At 44.9% G+C, this 23,628-nt stretch carries 18 protein-coding genes and 3 tRNA genes; 12 read left to right on the top strand and 9 right to left on the bottom strand.

The window, feature by feature from the left end:
• Positions 1-128 precede the first annotated feature (128 nt).
• Positions 129-1,247, top strand: coding sequence for an HPP family protein (locus FTU45_RS03575; protein WP_180075940.1), 1,119 nt, complete (start codon positions 129-131; stop codon positions 1,245-1,247).
• A gap of 122 nt (positions 1,248-1,369) precedes the next feature.
• On the opposite strand, the gene FTU45_RS03570 is transcribed toward FTU45_RS03575, so the two are convergent.
• The 3 genes from FTU45_RS03570 to FTU45_RS03560 all read right to left on the bottom strand — a co-directional run bounded on the left by FTU45_RS03570 (position 1,370) and on the right by FTU45_RS03560 (position 4,144).
• Positions 1,370-2,782, bottom strand: a complete 1,413-nt coding sequence (locus tag FTU45_RS03570) for a DASS family sodium-coupled anion symporter (RefSeq protein ID WP_005172903.1) — start codon at positions 2,780-2,782, stop codon at positions 1,370-1,372.
• A gap of 84 nt (positions 2,783-2,866) precedes the next feature.
• Entirely contained in the window at positions 2,867-3,652 is a 786-nt protein-coding gene (locus FTU45_RS03565; RefSeq protein ID WP_180075939.1) for a sulfite exporter TauE/SafE family protein, read from the bottom strand.
• A gap of 216 nt (positions 3,653-3,868) precedes the next feature.
• Positions 3,869-4,144, bottom strand: a complete 276-nt coding sequence (locus FTU45_RS03560; RefSeq protein ID WP_005095409.1) for a PspC domain-containing protein — start codon at positions 4,142-4,144, stop codon at positions 3,869-3,871.
• 243 nt (positions 4,145-4,387) lie between these two features.
• Between FTU45_RS03560 and FTU45_RS03555 the strand changes: the two genes are divergently transcribed.
• A complete protein-coding gene (locus FTU45_RS03555; protein WP_005172899.1) occupies positions 4,388-5,080 on the top strand; it encodes a hypothetical protein in 693 nt (230 codons plus the stop codon).
• Between the two features lie 191 nt (positions 5,081-5,271).
• Here FTU45_RS03555 and FTU45_RS03550 read toward each other — a convergent pair.
• The 5 genes from FTU45_RS03550 to FTU45_RS03530 form a co-directional block, all read right to left on the bottom strand.
• A tRNA-Lys gene (locus FTU45_RS03550) sits at positions 5,272-5,347 on the bottom strand.
• A 58-nt stretch (positions 5,348-5,405) separates the two neighbouring features.
• Positions 5,406-5,481, bottom strand: a tRNA-Lys gene (locus tag FTU45_RS03545).
• Between the two features lie 20 nt (positions 5,482-5,501).
• A tRNA-Lys gene (locus FTU45_RS03540) sits at positions 5,502-5,577 on the bottom strand.
• A 195-nt stretch (positions 5,578-5,772) separates the two neighbouring features.
• Entirely contained in the window at positions 5,773-7,614 is a 1,842-nt protein-coding gene (locus tag FTU45_RS03535) for a long-chain-acyl-CoA synthetase (protein WP_180075938.1), read from the bottom strand.
• A gap of 173 nt (positions 7,615-7,787) precedes the next feature.
• Positions 7,788-11,270: an Rne/Rng family ribonuclease gene (locus FTU45_RS03530; RefSeq protein ID WP_074383965.1), complete on the bottom strand. Its 3,483-nt coding sequence runs from the start codon at positions 11,268-11,270 to the stop codon at positions 7,788-7,790.
• Positions 11,271-12,036: 766 nt separating this feature from the next.
• Here FTU45_RS03530 and FTU45_RS03525 point away from each other — a divergent pair.
• The 7 genes from FTU45_RS03525 (at position 12,037) to FTU45_RS03495 (ending at position 19,850) form a co-directional block, all read left to right on the top strand.
• A complete protein-coding gene (locus tag FTU45_RS03525) occupies positions 12,037-12,993 on the top strand; it encodes an RluA family pseudouridine synthase (RefSeq protein ID WP_180075937.1) in 957 nt (318 codons plus the stop codon).
• 167 nt (positions 12,994-13,160) lie between these two features.
• A complete protein-coding gene (locus FTU45_RS03520) occupies positions 13,161-13,829 on the top strand; it encodes an HAD-IA family hydrolase (protein ID WP_074383967.1) in 669 nt (222 codons plus the stop codon).
• A gap of 407 nt (positions 13,830-14,236) precedes the next feature.
• Positions 14,237-15,034 (top strand): 2-keto-4-pentenoate hydratase, encoded by a 798-nt coding sequence (locus FTU45_RS03515; RefSeq protein WP_074383968.1) that lies wholly within the window; start codon positions 14,237-14,239, stop codon positions 15,032-15,034.
• A 24-nt stretch (positions 15,035-15,058) separates the two neighbouring features.
• Positions 15,059-15,952, top strand: coding sequence for an acetaldehyde dehydrogenase (acetylating) (locus FTU45_RS03510; RefSeq protein WP_074383969.1), 894 nt, complete (start codon positions 15,059-15,061; stop codon positions 15,950-15,952).
• 11 nt (positions 15,953-15,963) lie between these two features.
• Positions 15,964-16,983, top strand: a complete 1,020-nt coding sequence (gene dmpG, locus FTU45_RS03505; protein ID WP_005107995.1) for a 4-hydroxy-2-oxovalerate aldolase — start codon at positions 15,964-15,966, stop codon at positions 16,981-16,983.
• A 429-nt stretch (positions 16,984-17,412) separates the two neighbouring features.
• A complete protein-coding gene (locus tag FTU45_RS03500; RefSeq protein ID WP_180075961.1) occupies positions 17,413-18,702 on the top strand; it encodes an OprD family outer membrane porin in 1,290 nt (429 codons plus the stop codon).
• A gap of 287 nt (positions 18,703-18,989) precedes the next feature.
• A complete protein-coding gene (locus tag FTU45_RS03495) occupies positions 18,990-19,850 on the top strand; it encodes an alpha/beta fold hydrolase (protein ID WP_180075936.1) in 861 nt (286 codons plus the stop codon).
• Between the two features lie 379 nt (positions 19,851-20,229).
• Here the strand turns inward: FTU45_RS03495 and hcaR are convergent, their stop codons facing one another.
• The gene (hcaR, locus tag FTU45_RS03490; RefSeq protein ID WP_180075935.1) at positions 20,230-21,138 is read right to left on the bottom strand and encodes a DNA-binding transcriptional regulator HcaR; all 909 of its coding nucleotides are present in this window, start codon (positions 21,136-21,138) and stop codon (positions 20,230-20,232) included.
• Positions 21,139-21,418: 280 nt separating this feature from the next.
• On the opposite strand from hcaR, the gene hcaE reads away from it, so the two are divergent.
• Genes hcaE through hcaC form a run of 3 tightly spaced genes read left to right on the top strand, consistent with a single transcriptional unit; the run spans position 21,419 to position 23,627 of the window.
• Positions 21,419-22,786: a 3-phenylpropionate/cinnamic acid dioxygenase subunit alpha gene (gene hcaE / locus FTU45_RS03485; RefSeq protein WP_005095430.1), complete on the top strand. Its 1,368-nt coding sequence runs from the start codon at positions 21,419-21,421 to the stop codon at positions 22,784-22,786.
• Positions 22,783-23,301: a 3-phenylpropionate/cinnamic acid dioxygenase subunit beta gene (gene hcaF, locus FTU45_RS03480; RefSeq protein ID WP_180071899.1), complete on the top strand. Its 519-nt coding sequence runs from the start codon at positions 22,783-22,785 to the stop codon at positions 23,299-23,301. Before hcaE ends, hcaF begins: the two co-directional genes overlap by 4 nt.
• The gene (hcaC, locus tag FTU45_RS03475) at positions 23,301-23,627 is read left to right on the top strand and encodes a 3-phenylpropionate/cinnamic acid dioxygenase ferredoxin subunit (RefSeq protein ID WP_005095433.1); all 327 of its coding nucleotides are present in this window, start codon (positions 23,301-23,303) and stop codon (positions 23,625-23,627) included. The genes hcaF and hcaC overlap by 1 nt, the downstream gene beginning before the upstream one ends.
• Position 23,628: the final 1 nt, after the last annotated feature.

Here is a 23,628-nt window from a genome sequence, read left to right as displayed (position 1 = left end):
AATCATGCCGACATTTTTTTCTAAAAAGTAGGCATACCTGCAACATTAAAAGATATAAAACAAATATACCTTTAACGCTGCTTGGTTCTATAATGCGGAAAATCGATAAAAAGTAAATCAGGTAGACTGTGTTTCACTCAAATCTAGACTGGCTCAATACCTTAAAACCAAACTTCAAAGTCCTTCCGCTCAAAGACCGTCTGTTATGCGGCATCGGTGCCCTGATCGGCTTGGCCGTATCTTCATTGCTGAGTTTATTGATTCTGGGTGATTTTAAGGCCTGGTATATTGCACCGATGGGGGCGTCTTCGGTGTTGCTGTTTGCAGTGCCGGCCAGTCCTCTGGCACAGCCCTGGAATATTATGGTGGGGAATACCATTGCGGCTGTGGTCGGCGTAACCTGCGCATTATTCATGGCCAATCCGACTGAAGCTTTTAGTGTCGCCGTCGCTCTGTCGATTATGCTGATGATGACCACAGATTCCTTGCATCCCCCGAGTGGTGCGGTCGCGATTACTGCGGTCTTGGGCGGAAATGCGGTACATGATCTGGGCTATGCCTTTGTGTTTTATCCGGTGCTCTTAAATTCACTGCTGCTGATGATCATCGCCATTGTATTTAACCGCATGATTGGCAAGAGCTATCCGCAGCAGGCGCAACTGAATACCCGTTCTAAAGATCCAACCCCGACCCAGAAAGTTACCATTCAGCCGCAGGATATTCAGGACGTGCTAGACCAGCAAACAGAATTGCTGGATATCAGTGAATATGACCTGCAAAAGATTATTCTGGAAGCACAGGATATTGCCAATGCGCGGGCGGTGCATGAATTTACTTGTCAGGATATTATGACCAAAGATGTGGTCACGCTGCATGAAAATGACAATATTCATCATGCGCTGGACAAGTTTAAACAGATGAACCTGATGAGCCTGCCCGTGGTCAATGCAGAAGAAAAACTGGTCGGCACTTTGGCCATGTATGACGTGGTGGAATGGTTTAAGCGTGCTTCGGATATTCGCAGCAGTTGGGAAGATCAGGTCAGGCATATTATGAGCTTAAAAGTCGTCACGGTGCAGCCGACCCAGCCGATTCAGGATCTGGTGCCTTATTTTGTTGAACGTTCTTTTAATTATATTCCGGTGGTCAGTCAACAACAGCTGGTGGGAATTATCAGTCGTGCCGATATCATTGCTGCACTGAATCAGGAACTCAATCAACTTAAGATCAAAAGCAGAACTGAATAAGATGATTTTAGAGAAATTATCTGAGTTTAATGCATCTGCTTTGAGCAAGGATTTTGCTTAAAAAGCAGCGATACTTGCCAATAAAAAAGCACGCCAAAACGTGCTTTTTTATTGGACTTGGTTTAGAGGAAGAACCAGTAAATAAACAGTGAAATAATAAAGATACACATAATATTCAGTACAAAACCGACTTTCATCATTTCGCTTTGCTGGATATGACCGGTTCCAAAAACAATCGCATTGGGCGGGGTAGCTACCGGCAGCATAAAGGCACATGAGGCACCAATACCAATGACAATCACCAGAATTTCTTTGGGCATGCCCATCTGATCCGCAATTGCGGCAAATACTGGTACCAGCAGGGCAGCCGAAGCGGTATTACTGGTAAATTCAGTCAGGAAGATAATAAAAGTGGCGACTACAAAAATAATCATCAGCGGGGAGGCATCACCAAAGGCATTGGCCAGAGTTTGCCCCAGTACCAGCGAACTGCCTGAATCCTTCAGAATGGCACTCAAGGTCAGACCACCACCAAATAGGTACAAGACCCCCCAGTCGGTATTTTCTGCAATCTGTTTCCAGCTTGCGGTACCTAGAATTACCACCATACAGGCAGCCGAAATTGCAATCCAGGTATCCGGCTGAGAAATACCAAAAATTTCGGTGAATTTTTTACTGAAAATCCAGGCAATTGCAGTACAGAGAAAGAGGATCATGGTGGCTATACGGGTGCCGGTCCAGGGAATATCTTCGGTCACAAATTGTACTTTGTGATTTAGTTTTGGACGTAGTACCAGATATAAACTGACTAGCATGGCGGGGAGAATAATGAACATCATCGGCAAGCCGATTTTCATCCAGTCGGCAAAATCATAGCCGAGTGCCTTGGCGGCAATGGCATTCGGAGGGGAACCGACCATGGTGCCCAGCCCGCCAATACTGGCCGAATAGGCAATGCCGAGCAGGATAAAGACAAAAGTTTTACGATCCTTGCTGACATCCAGATGTGAAAGCAAGCCTAAGGCCAAAGGCAGCATCATGGCAGCAGTGGCCGTATTGGAAATCCACATGGACAGCAGCGCCGTCACCACAAAAATCGCCAGTACAGAAATACCCAAATGCCCACCAGACATGGAGATAATCCACATGGCAATTTTCCGGTCCAGCTTCTGGATATGCAATGCCGTTGCCAGCGCAAAACCACCAAAAAACAGGAAAATGACAGGATCGGCAAAAGTGGCCAAAGCGGCTTGTGTGGTGATGGGAACCAGTCCCCCGTCAGAGGCCATTGGCATGGCGAGTAACACCGCCATCACTGGAACTAAAAGTGCGGTAATGGTGATATGAATCGCTTCAGTCAGCCAGAGAATACCGATAAAAGCCAGCAGAGCCAGACCCTTATTGGCATTCTGGTCATAGGGCAGATAAAGATAGAGGCTATAGGCCACAATAGCTGCAACAACAATAAGGATCCAGCCTTTGAGCAGCCCTTTAGGCATCGCATTGGTTGGGGTGGCTAGATTGGTCTGAGTCATGTGCACTCCTTGCAAGTTTTTATTTAAGTCATATTTTTAGATGGATTTTAAATATTTGATTGTTTGGTGTGTTTGAAAAACATCCTACTTGAAAATGCTGTAGTTCGACTGTTGTATTAATGCAGCACTTTGCCAAAGTGCATAGAGGCCAAGAAGTAAAAGCAGGCCAAGTACCATACGTTTAAAATGCTGCTGAGATAAACGGTGGCGTATTTTTCCTCCAATCCAGACGCCAGCAAGTGCAAATAAGCTTATCCCGATCAGAATATGCTGTTGGGGGACTTCAAATGCAATCAGAAGGGGAAAGAGCCAAACCAGCTGAATCAGTTTACTGGCAATAAAATTGAGATTGCTGATAATGACGATGTCGGTTTTAGACAGCTGGCAGCTCATCAGATACATCATCAGAAAAGGTGCCATGGCATTGGTGGCGCCTCCAATGATGCCGGCCAGCAAACCAAAATACAGCATACTGGAAACATGAGAACTGACTTGCAGCGGCCGTGTTCTTAGCTGGTCGAGTACATAGAACACCATCACCAGACCCAGCAATAATTTTAGAATCCCTTCATTCAACCAGAATAATAACTGAACTCCGAGCATGCTTCCCAGCAGGCTACTCAGGATTAAGGGCCAATAACGTTTGAGATAATAGCCCATACTGCTGAACAGGCCATGCTGTGGATCGGCATTGAGCATAATCAGGTTAAGCAGCAGGCAGGGCAGAATCACAAGCGTCACTGCCATACTCAGCGGATATTCACTGGACAGAACGGCTGTACTCATCATGGGAAAGCCGAATCCGCTTAAACCATGCAGCAGTGCAGCTAAGGCACAGAGCCAGAGCATCATCCATTCTGCCTGAGTCATCTGACATCCATTTCAAACATTGGAATATTGAATTTATCGCTAATTGAGCTAAAAGATAAAGTAAAAAGCTGTCATACAGCATAGAAATAACAAAAATATAGGCAAAAAAAAGCCACGATAATCTAGGGGAATTATCGTGGCATCAAAATCTCACCCCATTAGACTGGGTGAAGGAGGAAGCACTTCAATACATCTTGCTATAAATTAGGATGCAGATTAATAGCGTTTATCCTGATTGACGGTGCGCACAGGATTTTGATAGCCCTGAACTTGCTGAACCTTGTCCTGTTCAATGCTGTACTGCTTTTTTGGCATGATTAACCACAGAACCAGATAGACCAGAATACCCGGAAATGCAGCACTCATGACCGAAATCACCACAAAGATAAGGCGTAATAAATTTGCGTTCCAACCAAAACGTTCAGCAATACCACCCATCACACCTGCAATCATGTTTGAGCGGTTAGAGCGATATAAACCAACATTGGCCATTAAAATCTCCTGATTAAAAATAGGGTTGAATCCTAAAACAGATCCATACTTCAAAAATGGAGTTGGATCAAAATTTTTAAAGTGCTGATTGCAAATAAATTCGTTAAGTAATGTTAATAAAGATTAAATCCAGCTCTAAGAGCCACTAACATAGTGAAAATTCTATTGAACTCTTGTGTAAAGTTCATTGGCTTGCAATGTGCTCTGTACGTGCTGTGTTTCCTAATTTAGGTATGCTTTAAAATGAAATTGGATGTATCAAGTTGTACATTAAGCAGTTTTTTTAAATTCGGCCTAATGTTGGGGGGGATGGGCATACTACAGGCTTGTGATCGCCATCAAGTCAAGCCTGAGCAGGAGCTTCAGGCAGAATCAGGACAGGAGGGGGTGAAAATTTCCGCTGCGAATGCACAGCCTGATGTCGTGCCGGTGAGTGCAAAATCTTTAACTCAGGTAGCAGGGCAAGCTACCCTTCGGGCAGAAACCGAGTCAAATCTGGCCGTCGTACCAGATTATGCCAAAGATTTTATCGGCCGCTATTATACCGAGATCGACTGTGATGGTAACTTTGCGCCCTGCAATGAGGGTAAGGCAGAATTTATTTTGACCTTAATGCCGGATGGTACGGTGCATCGCAGCATTTTGCAGTATGGCAAAGTGTTTATTGATAATGCCAAAAGTAGCACTGCCAGCAATATCACCTATCGCAAAGACCGTTGGTTTATCAATCCGGAGCGTACCGAGGTGGTGGTGAGTCGCAAAGAAGGGGCGAGCTTTTATTATACGATTAAGGATTCGAACCATCTGGTGATGAATCTGGACAAAATCTATAGTGAAAAGGAAAGAATCAATCGTGAATTATTTGATCGCGGCTATCCTGCACCCTCTAAAGCTTATGAACTGGTAAAAGACACCACATTTGATATTAGAAAATAATGCGATAAGAAACGGCGCTGCTCTTTTTTTTAGAATTAGATTAAAGAAAACTATTTATAACTGTTTAAAAATCAAAACAAGTTTTGAAGACAAATCAGCCTAAAATCCAAGCGTGAAAATATAATAGCAGCTGATAGAAAGCAAATCAAAATAGTGTAAGGGATGTTTCAGAAGACATTCTAAGCAAAGAATGGTGGGCCGTCCGCGACTCGAACGCGGGACCAATGGATTAAAAGTCCACTGCTCTACCAACTGAGCTAACGGCCCATTCTGGGTAATCAAAATGAATTTGATTGAGATTTCTAAAACTGATGTTTTAGAATGATGGTGGGCCGTCCGCGACTCGAACGCGGGACCAATGGATTAAAAGTCCACTGCTCTACCAACTGAGCTAACGGCCCATCAAGGGATATCAAAGAAATGGTGGGCCGTCCGCGACTCGAACGCGGGACCAATGGATTAAAAGTCCACTGCTCTACCAACTGAGCTAACGGCCCTGAACCGGCATTCAAACTAGGTTTGAATGTATAGTGCAAGTCAAGCTAAATAGCTTAAAGCACCACTTTGTTTGATGGAGCGTATTGTAGCAAGATCTCATTTCAGCGCAAGCAAAAAATAACAAAGTTGCCCATGTTTGATTATAAATAGAACAATTGTGCTTTATCTAAACAAAAAATAGGCAACTTCAGTACTTAGAAGCGATATTGGTAGGCCTGAATGTTGGCAAAAATCTCTGCTGTGAGCTCAGAATAGGCCGTTGCACCTGGTAAGAGAACCAACAGGCGTTCATCGGTTTTATTCGGATCAAATGCTTGCTCTTTCAACCTGTTTTTCTGGTATTTAAAGGTGCCTGTCGTTTCGACTTGCTGCTGGATACGTAAAAACACCGGAACGGCATAAGCAGGCAAGCACTGTTTAAAGGTGCTGACCATCTGTTGCAGGTCTTCTTGATCCAGTTGCATATCTGGTTTTAAGGTCAGCGCTGCCATCCCGGCACGACCATTGGTATTTGGAATTTCAACGCCATAGACCACGGCTTCAACAATTTTGTCATACTCGGTCAGCATATTTTCGACTTCGGTGGTCGAGACATTTTCACCTTTCCAGCGGAAAGTATCACCTAAGCGGTCGACAAACTGGGCATGACGAAAGCCGATATTACGTACCAGATCGCCCGTATTGAAATAAGCATCACCTTTGCCAAATACATCCTGCATGATCACGGACTTGTTTTTTTCCGGGTCGGTATAACCATCAAAGGGTGAGCGACGGGTAATTTTACCAATCAGTAAACCAGTTTCACCTTTTTTCACCCGTTTGCAGTGACCCTTGTTATCCCGAACCGGTTCATTTTTATCTTTATCAAAGGCAATAATGGCATAGGGTGTCGGGGAGAAACCGACGGTATTATCAAAATTGAAAATATTGCTAAAACCGACATTGCCTTCACTGGACGCATACAATTCCAGTACTTCCTGAATCCCAAAACGGGATTTGAACTTGTCCCAGATATTCGGGCGCATGCCATTTCCGATCATTCGGGTGACCCGATGGTCTTTTTCCAGTTCAGAGGGAGGGGCATCCATCAGATAGCGGCACAATTCACCGACATAGCCAATTGCAGAGGCATCAAATTTCTTTACATCTTTCCAGAAGGAGGAGGTCGAGAATTTACGTCGAATCGCAAGCGTTCCTGCACCTGCAATCACGCCACACCAGCACACCACCATGCCTGTGGCATGATAAAGCGGCAGGGTGCAGTACATCACATCATCTTTCTTCAGGTTTAGCACATGGCCATAGGTGCCATAAGCCAGCGTCCAGCGCCCGTTGGTAAAGATGACTGCCTTAGGTAGGCCCGTGGTACCCGAGGTGTAAATATAGAACAGCCCGTCTTTGCCCTGCACTGAATGGGTGGTCGATGGATTGAACTTAGGGGAGAGATCGGTTTTTTCAGCCAGGTTGATAAAGCCTTCAGGTGCCTGACCCGGATCGGCTTGAGTATTTTGATCTGCAAACCAGTGCAAGCGGTCACTGCTAATATTCAGGTCATTACGAATTTCGTTGACTGCATGACGACATTCTTCACCGACAATCAGGGCAATCGGTTTGACCAGATTGATACTGTGCGTCAGCACTTTGCCGACTTGAGAGGTATTGACCAGAGCGGTGGTCACACCCAGTTTAGCCAGACCAATCACGCTGGCAATCAGTTCAGGGCGGTTCTCGACCATGACAGCAACAACATCACCTTTCTTGGCGCCCAAGGATAGATAGAAATGGGCAATCTGGTTGGCCCAGGCATTAAGAGCGGTATAACTATAGCTTTGATCTTCAAAACGCAAAGCGATACCTTCAGGATTGCGCTGTGAAGCTTTTTCAAAAGCCAGACCCAGACCGGCCGGTGTATTCGGAGTACGTAAATAAGCCTGTCTTAGCCCAGTCAGCAAATTAGGCACTTTGATTAAGAAGGCCGGGATTTTGGCAGCGACATCTGCAATACCAATAAGATCGTGCGGTTTCATTTGGGTCATGAGAATCCTATTTGTTTTTCGTATCCGATAGGTTTAATTTATATACAGTAGACAAGCTATCCATCTTTTAACGTTAAAAAGCTAGTGCAATCTACCTATTTTGACCAAATCTAGCAAAAAAAACCTAGTCATCGAAATGACTAGGTTTTTTTATGTGACTGCAATTGGGCAAATTATGACTCAGTTGCAGTATTGGCTTTTTTCGGTGGACGGCCACGTGGACGACGCGGGCGAGCAGCTTGCTTCTCGGCTTTTTCCGCTTCGCTGGCTTCAGCTTCCTCTACGGTCGCTTCTGCCACATCTTTGCTTTTTGCCACAGGCGCTTCTGTTTCAGCACTTGCTTCAGCTGGAGCAGCTTCTTCGACCTGAACTTCAGCTGGTGCAACTTCAGTGGTCACTTCTACTGGTGCTGCGGTTTCAGTTGCTGGTTCCGTCGGTTGAGTATTTTCCGTCGTTTCAACCACTGCTTCCGATGCTACAGGTGCTTCAGTTACAGCTGCTTCAACAGGTTCAGCTGGTGCTTCTACTGCTACAGGTTCTGGCGCAGCTTCAACTGACGGCGCGGCTTCCACCTTTGCCTGCTGTTTGGCTTGTTGCAAAGCCTGCTCCGCAGCCTGTTTGGCCAAACGGCGACGCTCACGTGGATCGTTGGCAACACGCTTGTCTGAGACCGGTTTTGGTGGGTTCAGGTCCAGGACTGGAGCAGGCTCTGCTTCAACCTTGGCTACCGTTACTTCAACATCACGGGTGACCGGTTTTTTCTCTGCAGCAGCAGGCGCTGCGGCAGCCACCAGACTCGCGTTGTACTCTTTCGTGAACTTTTCTAAAGCACGGTTGAAGGTTGGTAATAAACCAAACTGTTCGATCAGCACTGAGCAGTCTTCACCATAGACATGACGAATCAGGCTACCAATGGTGAACTGGCCCAAAGTTGGCACTTGTGACGGTGTTAACTGCTGAGCTGCAGGTTGTTGCGACTGTGCTGCACGCTGCTGGCGACGACGCTGACGCGGATCGTTGCTAGCCCGTGTTTTTTCAGACGTTGCTTCAGTCGCTACAATTTCTTCCACAGGAGCTGTCAAGGTGGCTTCAACCACATTTTCAGCTGCAGCCGCTTCAACTGGCGCATCTGCCGGTGCAGTGACTTCAACTGCTGGCGTTGCAACTGTAGCATTGTCATTCAATGCCACGATTTCGCTTTTTGCCTGGTCAATATTTACGACCATTGCTGTTGGCATCACATCCGGACGGGGTGCATCGACCAATTCAACACGAAGCTGCTTGTCATTGACGGCCGGCGCTTCAACAACTGCAGGAGCTGCCTGAGGCGCTTGTTCGTTCAGAACACTTGGATCGCGGTGGCGATTTGGGCGTTCCGGACGTTGCTGGTTGCGGCGGTCACGGCGCGGCATTGCCTGTTGTGGCTGTTGTTCATTGTTCTGAACATCATTTTGCTGCGCTGGCTCGTTGTGATGCTGACGGCGAGAATGACGCTTGTTTTCACGTGCTTCATGGCGTTGTTCTTGACGAGACACCTGAACCACTTCTTCATGCACTTGATGTTGCTGAGGTGCAGGAGCTTCAGACTGAACCTGCTCGCGCGGTTCTTTGTGCTTCGGGTTCGGATTGCGCGGTTTCTTGTTGTGACGTGGTGCCCTTTCTTCACGCTCTGCCGGTTTTTCTGCCGCATCACGTTCCTGTTTTTGTGCAACAGTCGATGGTGCCAGGTAAGCATTATTGTTGCTTGATACAGCAGCAGGTTGTGCTACGTGCTGTGGTGCTGGCTGTGCAACCGGTGCAGCCACCTGACCGAACTGGCCACGACTTACCGCACCGCCATTGATCATTTGTTCAATCGCTGCTGCAGCATTATTGGCAGTACGTGATGGATCAACAGTCGCTGCCTGTTTTTGTACAAACAGGTTTTCTAACCATGCACATGGGCTGCTTGAAGCTACTGGAGCTACTGCCTGTACAGGTGTTTGCTGTGCCACTTGCGGTTGAGCCGGCTGGTTTTGTGGATTGCGGCGTTTATTGTTATTACGGCCGTTGTTTTGTTGCGGCTGTGAAGGCGCTGGTGCTGCGTGTTGCGCATGCTGCTCTTCTTCTAGATGCCATTCAGAAGACTCATAGCCCAATTCTTTTTCACTTGAACGGGTCGCTTCGGTACGTTCATAGCTGGTTGGGGCAAAGCCTTCGGCATTATAGGTAATTTCATAATGCGGTGTTTCTAGATGCGGATGCGGCAATACTGTCACACGTACATTCGAGGTCTGTTCCAGATATACCAAGGTATGACGCTTTTCATTCAACATGAATGCAGCAATTTCGACCGGAACTTCGACCTGAACTTCACCTTGACGTTCACGCAGCGCAATCTCTTCCACTTTACGCATGATTGAAAGTGAAAGTGAACGCAAGTCACGTACCATGCCAGTACCATGACAGCGTGGGCAGACATAGCCAGTCGCTTCTTCAAGAGAAGGACGTAGACGCTGACGGCTCATTTCCATCAGGCCAAAACGTGACAATTGACCGAATTGAATACGGGCACGGTCACTCTGGGTCGCTTCACGAAGTTTCGCTTCCACCATACGCTGGTTGCGATCTTTGGTCATGTCGATAAAGTCGATCACCACCAGGCCGCCGATATCGCGTAAACGCAATTGACGCGCAATTTCTTCTGCAGCTTCAATATTGGTGTTCAGCGCAGTATCTTCAACATCACTACCGCGGGTCGATTTTGCTGAGTTGATATCGATCGACACCAAAGCTTCAGTTTGATCGATGACGATCGAACCGCCAGAAGGCAGTTTTACTTCACGTTCATAGGCAGTCTGAATCTGGCTTTCAATCGCGAAATGAGCAAATAAAGGCTCATTTAAGGTATAGGTTTTTAGTTTGTCGAGTTGACGTGGCATCACTGCTTTTACGAAGTTATAAGCTTCGTTATAGGCTTGCTCAGAGTCAATCAGAATTTCCGCAACATCATCACGCAGGTAGTCACGAATGGCACGTGTCACCACACCCGCTTCCTGATGCACCAACATTGGAGATGGGCCAGAACTTGCTGTTTTCTGGATTTGTGCCCAAAGGTCAAGCAGATGTTGCAGATCAAGTTGCAGCTCTTCTTGTGAACGGCCGATGCCGGCAGTACGCACAATCACGCTCATGCCACGTGGTACGTTAAGCGTCGCCAGCATTTCTTTCAGTTCTTCACGCACAGCACCAGAAATTTGACGGCTGATACCACCACCTTTCGGGTTGTTTGGCATTAAAACCAGGTAACGGCCAGCAAGTGAAATAAACGTAGACAGGGCAGCGCCTTTATTGCCACGCTCTTCTTTTTCCACCTGAACCAAAAGCTCGGTACCTTCCGTAATCAGTTCACGGATATTTGAGGTCTGGCGAGGGTCGGCTTTGTAATATGAGTTTGCAATTTCACGCATCGACAGGAAGCCTTGACGACCTGCACCATATTCGACGAATACAGCTTCTAAAGAAGGCTCAACGCGAGTCACGTGACCTTTATAGATATTGGATTTTTTTTGTTCACGGGTACGATTCTCTAAATCAAAATCGTAAAGACGCTGACCAGTGACAAGTGCAACGCGAATTTCTTCGGCATGTGTTGCATTAATCAACATACGTTTCATGGGTGTAACACCTTATAGTGATACACAGCAAAAAATCGCTATACACGTAGCGAACATCACACATCACGGATCAATGGCTCAAATCTGCAATGAATTTCATTGTGGTCTGAGTCTTTTCTTACCGGCTTCTACTTGTATAGATAGGCTTCGGTTTTGATTCACGTATTGATGATGGCAATACGGCTTCAATCTTTAAACGGATTAAAGTCACCTGAACGCTTCACTGGCGGACGAGCGGTGCATTGGATGTATGTAACTTTCACTGTCACATTGCTCGAAGATCATCCCTTCTTTATAGAAAGTGTCTTGATACGGAATTGTCGTCGTATCTTTACAAACTGTGCAGATCCAATGCATCGACGCTGTAGCCTGAAGTCGTCTTCAGGGTGCGACTAATCTGATGTGTATCAGTTTACGTTTAAAAACCAACGAAAGTTGGCGACATATTTTTTAAGACAAACTGATTTATGTACCTGAGGTACAATTAAACGCAACAGTTTGCTTTGTTTGCCGATATAATAAGCCTTCGGCGTCGGCATAATTCTTTGGGGACCTTCCCGTATCATGTGAGTCTTTAATTGAACAATCAAGTTCAGAAAAATCTGAAATGATTCAACTTTTACCCACAAACGATGGTTTCCGTGCGCTGACTATATCAAACCTTGCATCATCTGCCTATGGGCTAAGCTTATGTTTCTTGTGTAAAGCATAACCTAAGCGATCAGTTTTTAATCAATTTTAGTATTTTTTGGGTCATAGTAACTGTATGAATTCTACGCAACAATGGCAAAACGTCACTTGGTTTGAAGTGGATGAACATCAAGATGGACAACGCATCGATAATTTCCTGTTTAGTCGTTTGAAAGGTGTGCCAAAAAGCCGTATCTATCGCCTGATTCGTGAAGGCCAGGTGCGCGTCAATAAAAAACGCATCAAGGCGGAAACCAAACTGGCGATTGCTGATCAGATTCGTGTTGCACCGATCCGTTATGAGCAAAAAGATGAATCTGCTGCGCCCATTTCTGACAAGGTTGCCAATGGTTTGTTGGCCCGCGTGATCTATGAAGATGAAGGTCTGATGGTGGTGAATAAACCTTCGGGCATCGCGGTACATGGCGGTAGTGGTGTCGCATATGGTCTGATCGAAGGCTTACGTGCAGCGACTGGGAAAAAATATCTGGAACTGATTCATCGTATTGACCGTGACACGTCTGGTCTGGTGATGATCTCGAAAAAACGTAGCGTACTGAAAAGCTTACAGGACATGCTGCGTGAACATAAAATTAAAAAAACCTATGCTGCTGTGGTCAAAGGTAACGTAGCACTTGACCGTCAGTTGATTGATGCGCCTTTACATCGCTATGAGCTGGCCAATGGCGAGCGTCGTGTCTGTGTATCGCCGAAAGAAGGTAAAGAGTCGAAGACGCAGTGGAATGTGCAGGAACGCTTTATGCATGCCACACTGGTCTATGCCTCTCCACTTTCGGGTCGTACCCATCAGATTCGTGTACATGGTCTCAGTATTGGTCATCCGCTGGTGGGCGATGAAAAATATGGTCATGAAACTGGCTATAACGGGCCGAAACCACGCCGTCTTTGCCTGCATGCCATGCGTCTGGAAATTCCGGGTTATGTCATGATTGAAGCACCTTTGCCGGAAGATATGCAGAGTCTGGTGGCACAGTTAAGAGCACAGAAAGCGGATAAGCCGACGGCTCAGTAAAGACTTATTTTTTTCTTTTAATAAATTCAATCCACCCTAACCCTCTTTCTTAAAGAGGGGCTAGGGGAGATTTTAGGCATTAAACCTCTCTCTACCCTCTTCTACAAGGAGAGGGCTAGAGAGAGGTGGTAAAGCTACCTAACCTTGAATCAAATTTAGGAAACCTTATGAACACACCTGTAAAACTGGTCATTTTTGATTGGGATGGCACGTTATTTGATTCGGTCAGTCAAATCGTGGCGAGTTTGCAGTTTGCAGCACAACAGTTTCAGCAGCCTTTAAGCGATGAAGACGCGAAAAGCATTATTGGCTTAGGTTTGCCTGAAGTGGCACAGCGTTTATTCCCGAGTGTGCCTGAGTTGCATGCGGAAATTTTACAAAGCTACTCAGAGCATTATGTGGCGAATTCATCAGGGGATTCCTGGTTTGAAGGCGTAGCGCACATGCTCGCAGATTTACAGCAGCAAGGCGTGAAGCTGGCAGTAGCCACAGGGAAAAGCCGTAAAGGTCTGGATCGTGTATTAAAACAGACGAACAGTGAGGAGCTGTTTGTGACTACGCGCGCAGCCAGCGAAACCCGTTCTAAACCTCATCCATTAATGTTGGAAGAAATTCTGGCGGAAACCGGTGTGCAGGCTGAACATGCGATTATGGTCGGTGATACTTCTTATGATCTGGAAATGGCGCAAAATATTGCCATGCCAAGTGTTGGCGTAAGTTATGGCGTGCATGCGCCTGAACTTTTGGCTCAATTTAATCCAGTCTGTATCGTGGATGATGTGGCTGCTTTACATACTGCATTGTTGGCTAAAGTCCAATGGAAACAAGCAGTTTAATCCATTATCTTTGTTGCAGTGAAAAACAAGTATTTCCCCGGTTTGAATTGGCTGGGGAATGCCGCAGATTTAAGCGCTGGTTCTTATCTTTTAGTCTAAAGTCGTAATTGTACTGATTTTATTCGGTCATATTATGGCAGTTATTTTGCTAAATAACGATGTGTTTTAAATAATAAGATTTTGTTTTATTTAGTTTTTCATAAATTATTCTTATAGATAATAGCTATAGCAAAAAATAAAATAACTATTGGCACAAACGCCGTATTTTTCCCATCCTAAAACTGTTTATTCCTATGCTCGCTCTGAGAAAGGCAGTCCATGCGAATGATCAGCCTGATCATGTCCATATTTTCTGTCCCTCTTAGATCCCGGCATAAGCCTAATTTTTGCAGTTTAAGGAAACATTGATGTCGAATTCTGCTGTTGTTGAATCAGTTGCACAAGCACTTCGTAGCGCTGAATTATCACAAACTGCGATTGCACCGATTCGCCCGGAACTGGGTGGTGAAAGTGCTGACGTAGATATCGCCTATGCCGTTCAGGAAGTGAATACCGAGCGCGCTTTGTCTGAAGGTCGCCGTCTGGTCGGCCGTAAAATTGGTTTAACCTCTAAAGTCGTTCAAGCGCAACTGGGTGTAGATCAGCCGGACTTCGGTATGTTATTTGCCGACATGGCCTATGGCGATGGTGAAGCAATTCCTGCAGGTCTGCTGATTCAACCTAAGGTTGAAGCGGAAATCGCATTGGTGATTAACCAGGATTTGACCAAAGAAAAACATACCTATGCTGACATCATCAGTGCCACTGACTATGCCCTGCCTGCAGTTGAAGTGGTCGATAGCCGGATCGAAAACTGGAAAATCAGTTTAATTGATACAGTTGCAGATAACGCATCTTCCGCAGCATTCGTTTTAGGTTCTCAACCTGTAAAACTTGAAAACCTTGATCTGGTGAACTGCAAAATGGTCATGACGCGTGGTGACGAAGTTGTGTCTCAAGGTGTGGGTAAGGCATGTCTTGCAAACCCACTCAATGCTGCAGTTTGGCTGGCAGATGAAATGGTACGCCGTGGTCGTCCATTACTTGCAGGCGACATTATCTTAACAGGTGCCTTAGGGCCTATGGTTGTGGCTCAACCAGGCGATGAATTCAAAGTTGAAATTGAAGGCTTCGGTTCTGTTACAGCTGCATTTGCTGCTGAATAATCGAGATTCCAAGAGAGTACATTCATGAAAAAGATTAAATGTGCAATGATCGGTCCAGGTAATATCGGTACTGATTTGCTTTACAAGTTACAACGCAGCGAATGGTTAGAGCCAGTGTGGATGGTGGGGATTGACCCAACTTCTGAAGGTCTTGCTCGTGCTGCAAAAATGGGTTTAAAAACCACCGCTGAAGGTGTGGATGGTCTTCTGCCTCACGTGATTGCAGACGATATTAAAATTGCATTCGATGCAACGTCTGCTTATGTACATGCTGAAAATAGCCGCAAGCTCAATGAACTTGGCGTACTGATGATTGACTTAACGCCTGCTGCGATCGGTCCATTCTGCGTACCACCGGTCAACCTGGAAGCATTGCTTGTGGGTGGCGAAGTGCCAAACGTAAACATGGTCACCTGTGGCGGTCAGGCAACGATTCCGATGGTGGCTGCGGTTTCTCGCGTTCAGCCTGTTGAATATGGTGAGATCATTGCAACGGTATCGACTAAATCAGTAGGTCCAGGTACACGTAAAAACATTGATGAATTTACCCGTACCACTGCCGGTGCCATTGAGAAAGTGGGCGGTGCGAAACAGGGTAAAGCGATTATCATCATCAACCCGGCTGAGCCACCACTGATGATGCGTGACACGGTTCACTGTCTGGTAGAAGGTGAACCGGATCAAGCAGCGATCACTGAATCTGTACACGCAATGATTAAAGAAGTTCAAAAATATGTACCGGGTTACAAGCTTGTCAATGGTCCAGTTTTTGATGGCAACCGCGTGTCAATTTACTTAGAAGTTGAAGGGCTTGGTGATTTCCTGCCGAAATATGCCGGTAACCTTGACATCATGACTGCTGCTGCAGCACGTACTGCAGAGATGTTTGCAGAACACGTATTCAATAAAGACGCTTAAGGAGCAACCACATGTCTAAGATTATTGTTCATGATATGACTTTGCGTGATGGTATGCATCCACAGCGCCATCAAACCACTGTTGAGCAAATGATTGCGATTTCAACAGCGCTTGATGATGCAGGCGTACCTTTAATCGAAGTAACCCACGGTGACGGCCTTGGCGGTTCATCCGTCAACTACGGTTTCGCTGCGGCAACGGATGAAGAATACTTGTCAGCTGTTGTACCACGTATGAAGAATGCAAAAATTTCTGCACTTCTTCTGCCTGGGATCGGTACGGTTGACCATTTAAAAATGGCGCATGAAATTGGTGTTTCTACTATTCGTGTTGCAACGCACTGTACAGAAGCGGATTGCTCAGAACAGCACATCACTGCTGCGCGTAAGTTAGACATGGACACAGTGGGCTTCCTAATGCTTGCTCACATGGCGACTCCTGAAAAATTGCTTGAAGAAGCAAACAAGATGGTGTCTTACGGTGCAAACTGTATCTATGTCACTGACTCAGCAGGCTATATGCTTCCTCAAGATGTCATCGATCGTGTTGGTCATTTACGTCAACACTTGGACCCAAGCATTGAGCTCGGTTTCCACGGTCACCATAACTTGGGTATGGGTGTATCGAATACGGTTGCTGCGGTACAAGCCGGTGCAGTACGTGTTGACTTGGCATCTGCAGGTTTGGGTGCGGGTGCGGGTAATACACCACTTGAGTTGTTCATTGCGGTTGCAAACCGTATGGGCATGGACACTGGCGTTGACTTGTTCAAAGTACAAGACGTTGCTGAAGATCTGGTCATTCCAATGATGCACAACCCGATCCGCGCGGATCGTGATGCAGCAACTTTGGGTTATGCGGGTGTGTATTCTTCATTCCTGCTGTTTGCTAAACGCGCTGAAGCAAAATATGGCGTTTCTGCACGTGAAATCCTGATGGAGCTTGGTCGTCGTGGTACGGTCGGTGGTCAGGAAGACATGATTGAAGATTTAGCATTAACTATGTCTAAAGCACGTGAGTTACAAGCTTAACTTTTAATCGCTCAGTATTAAAATAAGTTTGATAAAAAAGCATCCAAATTGGGTGCTTTTTTATTTTAAATGAGACTGATTAATATATTAAAACTCTGGGGTGAGATGTTTTAGTGATAATATTGTAGGGCGATTATTTTGGCTTTATATTTTCCTTAAACATAAAAACGATAAATAAAAAATGGCTGCTGAAAGATTTTAAAAAATTTACTCTTATTAATAGAAGAAACAAAAGTTTGAATTAAATATCTGGTCAATTTTTTATTTTAATTAATCGTTTTAAAATCTAAGCGATTGGTTGCTTGAGGAGAGGTCTGAAATATCGGCCGATGAAAGCAGAAAATCTTAATACTGTGGTCGGATTTTTTATTTAAATCGACTTGCGCATGATGGCGACATAGATTTTATCTGTTAAATGGGGAACTCATGATGCGTCGTCAAAACTTATGGATAGCAATGTTTGCTGCGATAGCAACTTTAGGAACAACTGCAGCGAATGCAGATTTTATTGACGATAGTAATGTGCAATTAAAATTTAAAAATTTCTATTTAGATCGCCAGTATCAAGATGATGCTTCATCACGTAACTGGGGTTCTTGGTCACAAGGCGTGACTCTGGATGCCAAGTCGGGTTATCACGATATCGGTGGTGGTGTGCAGGTTGGTGCTGATGTGCTGGTGCAACATGCAGTCAAACTCAATGGCCGTGATAAAAATCCGGACTGGGTTTTACCGCACGATGGCAAAGAATCAAAAGACCATTTCGGTAAAGTCGGCGCGACCTTAAAAGCCAAAGTGTCACAAACTGAACTGAAAGTCGGCGAGTTATTGCCGGTATCTCCAGTCTTGGTGTTCGATCCATCCCGTCAGTTATTGACGACTTATAGTGGTGCCTGGTTAGAGTCTAAAGACCTTAAAGATACTAAACTCACTCTGGCTTATATTGATGGTATTAACAACCGTTATGATAACCAGTTCCGTGACTTAACTTTATTTGCTCCAGGTAAAACTTTGCCGGATGGTGTTTCAAAAGGACATTATGATTTAGGTCCTGAATCTGATGGGATGTGGATTGCAGGTGTAGACCACCAACTCACGAAAGAAGTAGGTGCTAGTTACTGGTATGCCGATGTTCAAGACATTTATCAACAGCATTATCTGGGTGTCAATTACAAAACTGCGCTCGGTGAAAAAACCAAATTAGATAGCCACATCCGTTACTTCGATAACTCGGAGTCAGGTGACAAGTTGTATGGTGAGATTGATAACCAGGCTGTATCTGTCGCTGCAAAAGTGAATCATGGTGCACATAGCGTAGGTGTGGGTTACCAGCAAATGTTTGGTGATAGCGCATTCCCGACATTGGGTGGCTGGGTGCCACAGCCTTATCTGGCGAACTGGGGGGTAGCGACCTTTACCGCGCCAGAAGAAAAGTCATGGAGTGTTTCTTATGGCTATGACTTCTCTGAAATGGGTGCAAAAGGCTTAAACGCAACTGCCGTGTATTTCAAAGGTTATGATCAGAAAGGTACGGGGGAATATCAAGGTCAGAACTTCAATACGGATGAAGTGAATGCCATCGTGAACTACACTGTGCCAGAAGGTAAATTAAAAGGTTTGGGTGTACAGGCGATGTATATTGATGTGAATTTTGCCAATCCAGAAAAACCAGACCTGCAAGAATACCGAGTCGCCACCACTTATACGCATAAATTCTAATACCCGTATATTTTAAAAGCAGTCAGTCTTCTGGCTGCTTTTTGGTTTAAGCGTTCCATTGTTTCATTAAAGGCTTAGATTGAGTAGGGTTTTATTTTTAAATTAATATATAAAACAAACACTTAAATTATATCTATTTTGTAGGGTGCAATCGTAATTTTGTATCAGTTTGCTGCGGCTGAGCGGTTAATATAAGGGTGTACACAAGTCATTTTAATGAGTCAACTTGACGTCGAATTCTTGAAAATAGAGGGACACGCAAGCGAAAGACTGTAAGAGGAAGCAATATGAGCACTGTTCAAATCCCTGACTATCAAACAGATCCATTCTTTGGCTTAGAAGACAAATGGATTGAAACCGCTGAAGGCGAGTTGACCCATTACCACGAAATTGGTGAAGGTACGCCTATTCTATTTTTACATGGTTCAGGTACAGGTGTATCGGCCGCGGCAAACTGGTGGTTAAACCTGCCACAAATTGGTGAGCAGGCACGTTGTATCGCGATTGATACCATTGGTTATGGCCAAACTGTGGTTGCGCCGGGTACTGAATATGGTATCCGTGCTTGGGTGGATCATGCGATCCGTACGCTAGATGCTTTGGGTATCGAAAAAACCTGGTTAGTGGGTAACTCTTTAGGTGGCTGGTTGGCATTCCAGTTGGCACTGGATTATCCAGAGCGTGTTTTGGGTATCGTGTCTATGGGGACAGGCGGTGCGAAACAAACTGCTGCACTCAAAGCGCATGCAAACCCGGTGTTGACTGAAGAAGGCATCAAGAAAACCTTGTCAATGTTTGTGGTAAATAAAGACTTGATCACGGATGAACTGGTTAAAGTTCGCTTTGCTTCTGCTGCAAATGACTATGCATCAAATCGTTTGATGGATGTAGTTGGCGCACGTGACCGTGACCGTTTCGAATTCCCGCTTGATTTCGAAAAAATGAAAGATATTACTGTGCCAGTGTTATTGATTCATGGTACGCAAGACGTGGTCATTCCAGTATCACGTACTTGGGACATCCTGAATGTGGTTCCAAATGCTGATGCGCACATCTTCAGCCAATGTGGTCACTGGTCTCAAGTTGAGAAAGCAGACGAATTCAATACTGTGATCAAAAACTATCTTGCTGTTCACGGCGTAAAATAATTTTACCGTGTTTTAAAAAGGGATGGCTTCGGTCATCCTTTTTTTGTGGGCAAAATATTGAACAGAATGTATTTAAGTGCATATGATTCTCATTTGTATAGGTTGATGTAAAAATCTAATTATTTTTAGCAAGTTATTAAATTTAAGCCGAGAAAAAACTGACTTAACTTTTATTAGACTTAAGTTGTAAATGAAGGGAGTTTAGGGTGAAAAACAGGCAGTATTAGCCTAGATCAGGCGACCAATTAAGGAGCTACAGATTGATCCTTTATCAAAAAATAGAATTTAAAATAAATTTTTTAGCAAAAAATGATAAAACAAAAAAGCACATGCCACTCAAAAGTTGAATGGCATATGCTTGATCGGGGATGGAGCGGCATTAGTCCTGTTCGTCGCGGTTAATGTCCAGATAAAACACCCGGGTTAATAGCTCAAGGAATTTGGTTACCGCATAGGATTTGTTGTTTTTGTGGTAACTGACATACAGATCCAGATATGGCAGTTCCACGTCCAGAGGGCGAATTACGGTATTATCCATGGTTAGTGGTGCAATATAGCCAGGCAAAATGGTACAGCCTAGGCCCATTCCGATCGAGTTGATATTAAATAAAATATTATCGGCCTTTTGCACGATATTGAGTTCAATGCCGTTGGCTTTGGCAAAGTCCAGAATAGCCTGGTTCAGGGTCAAGGACTGCTCTGCTGATGGAATAATAAAATCAATACCATTCAATGCTTTAACAGGAATTCTTTCGTATTTTGCCAGAGGGTGATCTTTAGGTAATATAAAAATCAAAGGCTCACGAATTACAAACTGGCTTTCAATTTCATCACTATTGAAGTTATGACGGGTAAAAGTCAGATCCAGATCACCTTTTTTCAACAGACGCATTTGTTCATTATTGTTCAGGCTGAGCAATTCAATTTTTAAATCCGGATTTTGCACACGCAGATTTGGCAAGATATACGGGAAGATTTTCATCTCGGCCACCGGAACAAAACCAATCCGTAGCATTTGCTGCTTGGCTTGTGACACCTGACGTGCCATGGCAACGGCCTTGTCTGCTTGTGCCAGGGTCAGGCGCGCCTGTTCCAGAAATACGGCACCTTCTTCGGTCAGCTCCACTTTACGTTTGGTTCGGTTGAGTAGCTTGACGCCGACATCTTCTTCCAGGTCTTTGATTTGCTGGCTAAGTGAGGGTTGAGCCGTATAAAGTTTAAGTGCTGCCTTACTAAAGTTCAGTTCTTCAGCAACGGTGATAAAGTAGCGAAGGTGTCGTAATTCCATGTCATCAGCCCGAAGAGTAATCCAAAAAATGTCTTACTATAATTTCATAGAAGTATAATCTATAAACAACTATGTCGTGAAGGTTATTTTGATATTTAGAAAGTAAATACTCTTGAGATATTTATTAATGTTTTAATATCAGAACAAGCACGTGGAATAATTGCTTAAAGCTATTAATTGAAACAAAAAAAATATTTCCCCAAAATCAATCCAAAATCCATTATCCATTCGAATTGAGTCTATTTACTTTGTGCCTTGATGGGTCACAGGAGAGCTTTTCATGAGTGGAAAAATTGATGTGCGTGAAATCGACGCTTTAGTCGATGCACAAAATGGGCGTATCACTCCATCTATCTATACAGATCCAGATATTTACGAATTAGAACTTGAACGCGTTTTTGGCCGTACTTGGTTGTTCCTTTGTCATGAAAGCCAGATTCCAAAGGCGGGTGACTTCTTCAATACCTATATGGGTGAAGATCCGATCATCGTGGCACGTCAAAAAGATGGCTCAATCAAAGCATTCTTAAACCAGTGCCGTCACCGTTCTATGCGTGTGAGTTTCGCAGACTGTGGTAATACCCGTGCATTCACTTGCCCATACCACGGCTGGTCTTATGGCATTGACGGTTCTTTAAAAGACATTCCGCTTGAAGAACGTGCTTACCCACAAGGTGCATGTAAAGAGCAATGGGGCTTGGTCGAAGTGAATCGTGTCAAGTCTTACAAAGGCCTGGTATTTGCTTGTTGGGATGAAACCACACCTGATCTTGAAGAATACATGGGCGATATCGCCTGGTATCTAGATGGTGTACTTGACCGTCGTCCAGGTGGTACAGAAATTATCGGTGGTGTACACAAATGGGAAATCGAGTGTAACTGGAAATTTGCAGCGGAACAGTTTGCATCTGACCAGTATCATGCCTTGTTCTCTCATGCATCTGCGATCCAAGTCCTTGGCGCAAAACCAGATGATGAAGCATCGAAAAAACTTGGTGCTGCACAAACGGCTCGTCCAGTTTGGGAAACGGCTAAAGATGCACTTCAGTACGGTTCACGTGGTCACGGTTCAGGTTTCTTCTTTACAGAGAAACCAGATGCAAACGTATGGGTCGACGGTGAAGTAGCCAACTACTTCCGCGAAACTTATGAAGAAGTGAAAGAGCGTTTAGGTGAAGTCCGTGCCCTGCGTCTTGCAGGTCATAACACCATGTTCCCGACCTTGTCTTGGTTGAACGGTACGGCAACGCTTCGTGTATGGCACCCACGTGGTCCAAACAAAACTGAAGTATGGGCATTCTGTATTGCGGATGCTGAAGCATCACAAGAAGTGAAAGAAGCATTTGAACGTTCTGCAACGCGTGCTTTCGGTCCAGCTGGTTTCCTAGAGCAAGATGACTCTGAAAACTGGATCGAAATCCAGAAAGTTTTACGTGGTTATAAAGCCCGTCAAAACAAACTCATTATGGAAATGGGTAAAGGCAACGAGAAAATCCGTGAAGACGGTATTCCGGGGATCACCAACTATATTTTCTCTGAAACTGCAGCACGTGGCATGTACCGCCGCTGGGCAGATTTATTGATCCATGAAAAATGGGAAGACGTTGAAGCAGCAGCTGACGCATACGAGAAGGAGCTTATGAAATGAGTCAAGTGAGTTTAGAACTTCATCATCAAATCAGTCAGTTCCTGTATCGCGAAGCAAAATTGCTGGACGACTGGAAATTCCGCGATTGGTTGGATACCTTGGCTGAAGATATTTCTTATACGCTACGTACCACACCAAACGCGCAAACCCGTGACCGTCGCCGTTCAGTTGAGCCACCGACGACTTGGGTATTCAACGATACCAAAGACCTTTTAGAGCGTCGTGTCGCACGTCTTGAAACCGGTATGGCTTGGGCTGAAGAGCCTCCATCACGTACCACTCACATGGTGAGCAACGTGATCGTAGAGCCAGCTGAAGTTGAAGGCGAATACGACGTATATGTAACCTATTTGCTATATCGTACGCAAAAAGAGAAAGACATTGTCATTTACTGCGGTAAACGCCATGACAAGATCCGTAAAGTTGAAGGCGGCCTCGGCTTCCAGATCTTCAACCGTAGGATCATGCTGGATCAAGCGACCTATAGCTCACATAACCTGAGTGTATTCTTCTAATGAATAAGATTTTTGTTTGCCAAGTTGACGAATTAGACGAAGGCGAAGCGCTAAAAGTAGATTGCGGCGTGAATGGTATTGATGCATTGGCAGTATTCAATAACGGTGGTGAGTTCTTCGCAATGAACGACCGCTGTTCACACGGCAATGCGTCTATGTCTGAAGGTTATCTGGAAGACGACGGTACAGTGGAATGTCCACTTCATGCTGCACGTTTCTGTTTGAAAACAGGTGAGGCACTTTGCTTGCCAGCAACTGATCCAATTCAAACATTCCCAGTAGTGGTTGAAGACGGCGCATTATATGTAGAGATGGCAGGAGAGTAAT

Origin of the sequence: Acinetobacter sp. YH12106, assembly GCF_013418995.1 — a bacterium.
GTDB classification, from domain to species: Bacteria; Pseudomonadota; Gammaproteobacteria; order Pseudomonadales; family Moraxellaceae; genus Acinetobacter; species Acinetobacter pseudolwoffii.
Note: the sequence above shows the minus strand (reverse complement) of the source record. Positions and strands in the feature narration are given on the sequence as shown.

What these genes read in the sequence shown, in the direction of transcription:
- FTU45_RS03570 (WP_005172903.1), bottom strand. Translation starts at nt 2,782, where the DNA reads ATGACTCAGACCAATCTAGCCACCCCAACCAATGCGATGCCTAAAGGG.
- FTU45_RS03565 (WP_180075939.1), bottom strand. Translation starts at nt 3,652, where the DNA reads ATGACTCAGGCAGAATGGATGATGCTCTGGCTCTGTGCCTTAGCTGCA.
- FTU45_RS03560 (WP_005095409.1), bottom strand. Translation starts at nt 4,144, where the DNA reads ATGGCCAATGTTGGTTTATATCGCTCTAACCGCTCAAACATGATTGCA.
- FTU45_RS03555 (WP_005172899.1), top strand. Translation starts at nt 4,388, where the DNA reads ATGAAATTGGATGTATCAAGTTGTACATTAAGCAGTTTTTTTAAATTC.
- FTU45_RS03535 (WP_180075938.1), bottom strand. Translation starts at nt 7,614, where the DNA reads ATGACCCAAATGAAACCGCACGATCTTATTGGTATTGCAGATGTCGCT.
- FTU45_RS03530 (WP_074383965.1), bottom strand. Translation starts at nt 11,270, where the DNA reads ATGAAACGTATGTTGATTAATGCAACACATGCCGAAGAAATTCGCGTT.
- FTU45_RS03525 (WP_180075937.1), top strand. Translation starts at nt 12,037, where the DNA reads ATGAATTCTACGCAACAATGGCAAAACGTCACTTGGTTTGAAGTGGAT.
- FTU45_RS03520 (WP_074383967.1), top strand. Translation starts at nt 13,161, where the DNA reads ATGAACACACCTGTAAAACTGGTCATTTTTGATTGGGATGGCACGTTA.
- FTU45_RS03515 (WP_074383968.1), top strand. Translation starts at nt 14,237, where the DNA reads ATGTCGAATTCTGCTGTTGTTGAATCAGTTGCACAAGCACTTCGTAGC.
- FTU45_RS03510 (WP_074383969.1), top strand. Translation starts at nt 15,059, where the DNA reads ATGAAAAAGATTAAATGTGCAATGATCGGTCCAGGTAATATCGGTACT.
- dmpG (WP_005107995.1), top strand. Translation starts at nt 15,964, where the DNA reads ATGTCTAAGATTATTGTTCATGATATGACTTTGCGTGATGGTATGCAT.
- FTU45_RS03500 (WP_180075961.1), top strand. Translation starts at nt 17,413, where the DNA reads ATGCGTCGTCAAAACTTATGGATAGCAATGTTTGCTGCGATAGCAACT.
- FTU45_RS03495 (WP_180075936.1), top strand. Translation starts at nt 18,990, where the DNA reads ATGAGCACTGTTCAAATCCCTGACTATCAAACAGATCCATTCTTTGGC.
- hcaR (WP_180075935.1), bottom strand. Translation starts at nt 21,138, where the DNA reads ATGGAATTACGACACCTTCGCTACTTTATCACCGTTGCTGAAGAACTG.
- hcaE (WP_005095430.1), top strand. Translation starts at nt 21,419, where the DNA reads ATGAGTGGAAAAATTGATGTGCGTGAAATCGACGCTTTAGTCGATGCA.
- hcaF (WP_180071899.1), top strand. Translation starts at nt 22,783, where the DNA reads ATGAGTCAAGTGAGTTTAGAACTTCATCATCAAATCAGTCAGTTCCTG.
- hcaC (WP_005095433.1), top strand. Translation starts at nt 23,301, where the DNA reads ATGAATAAGATTTTTGTTTGCCAAGTTGACGAATTAGACGAAGGCGAA.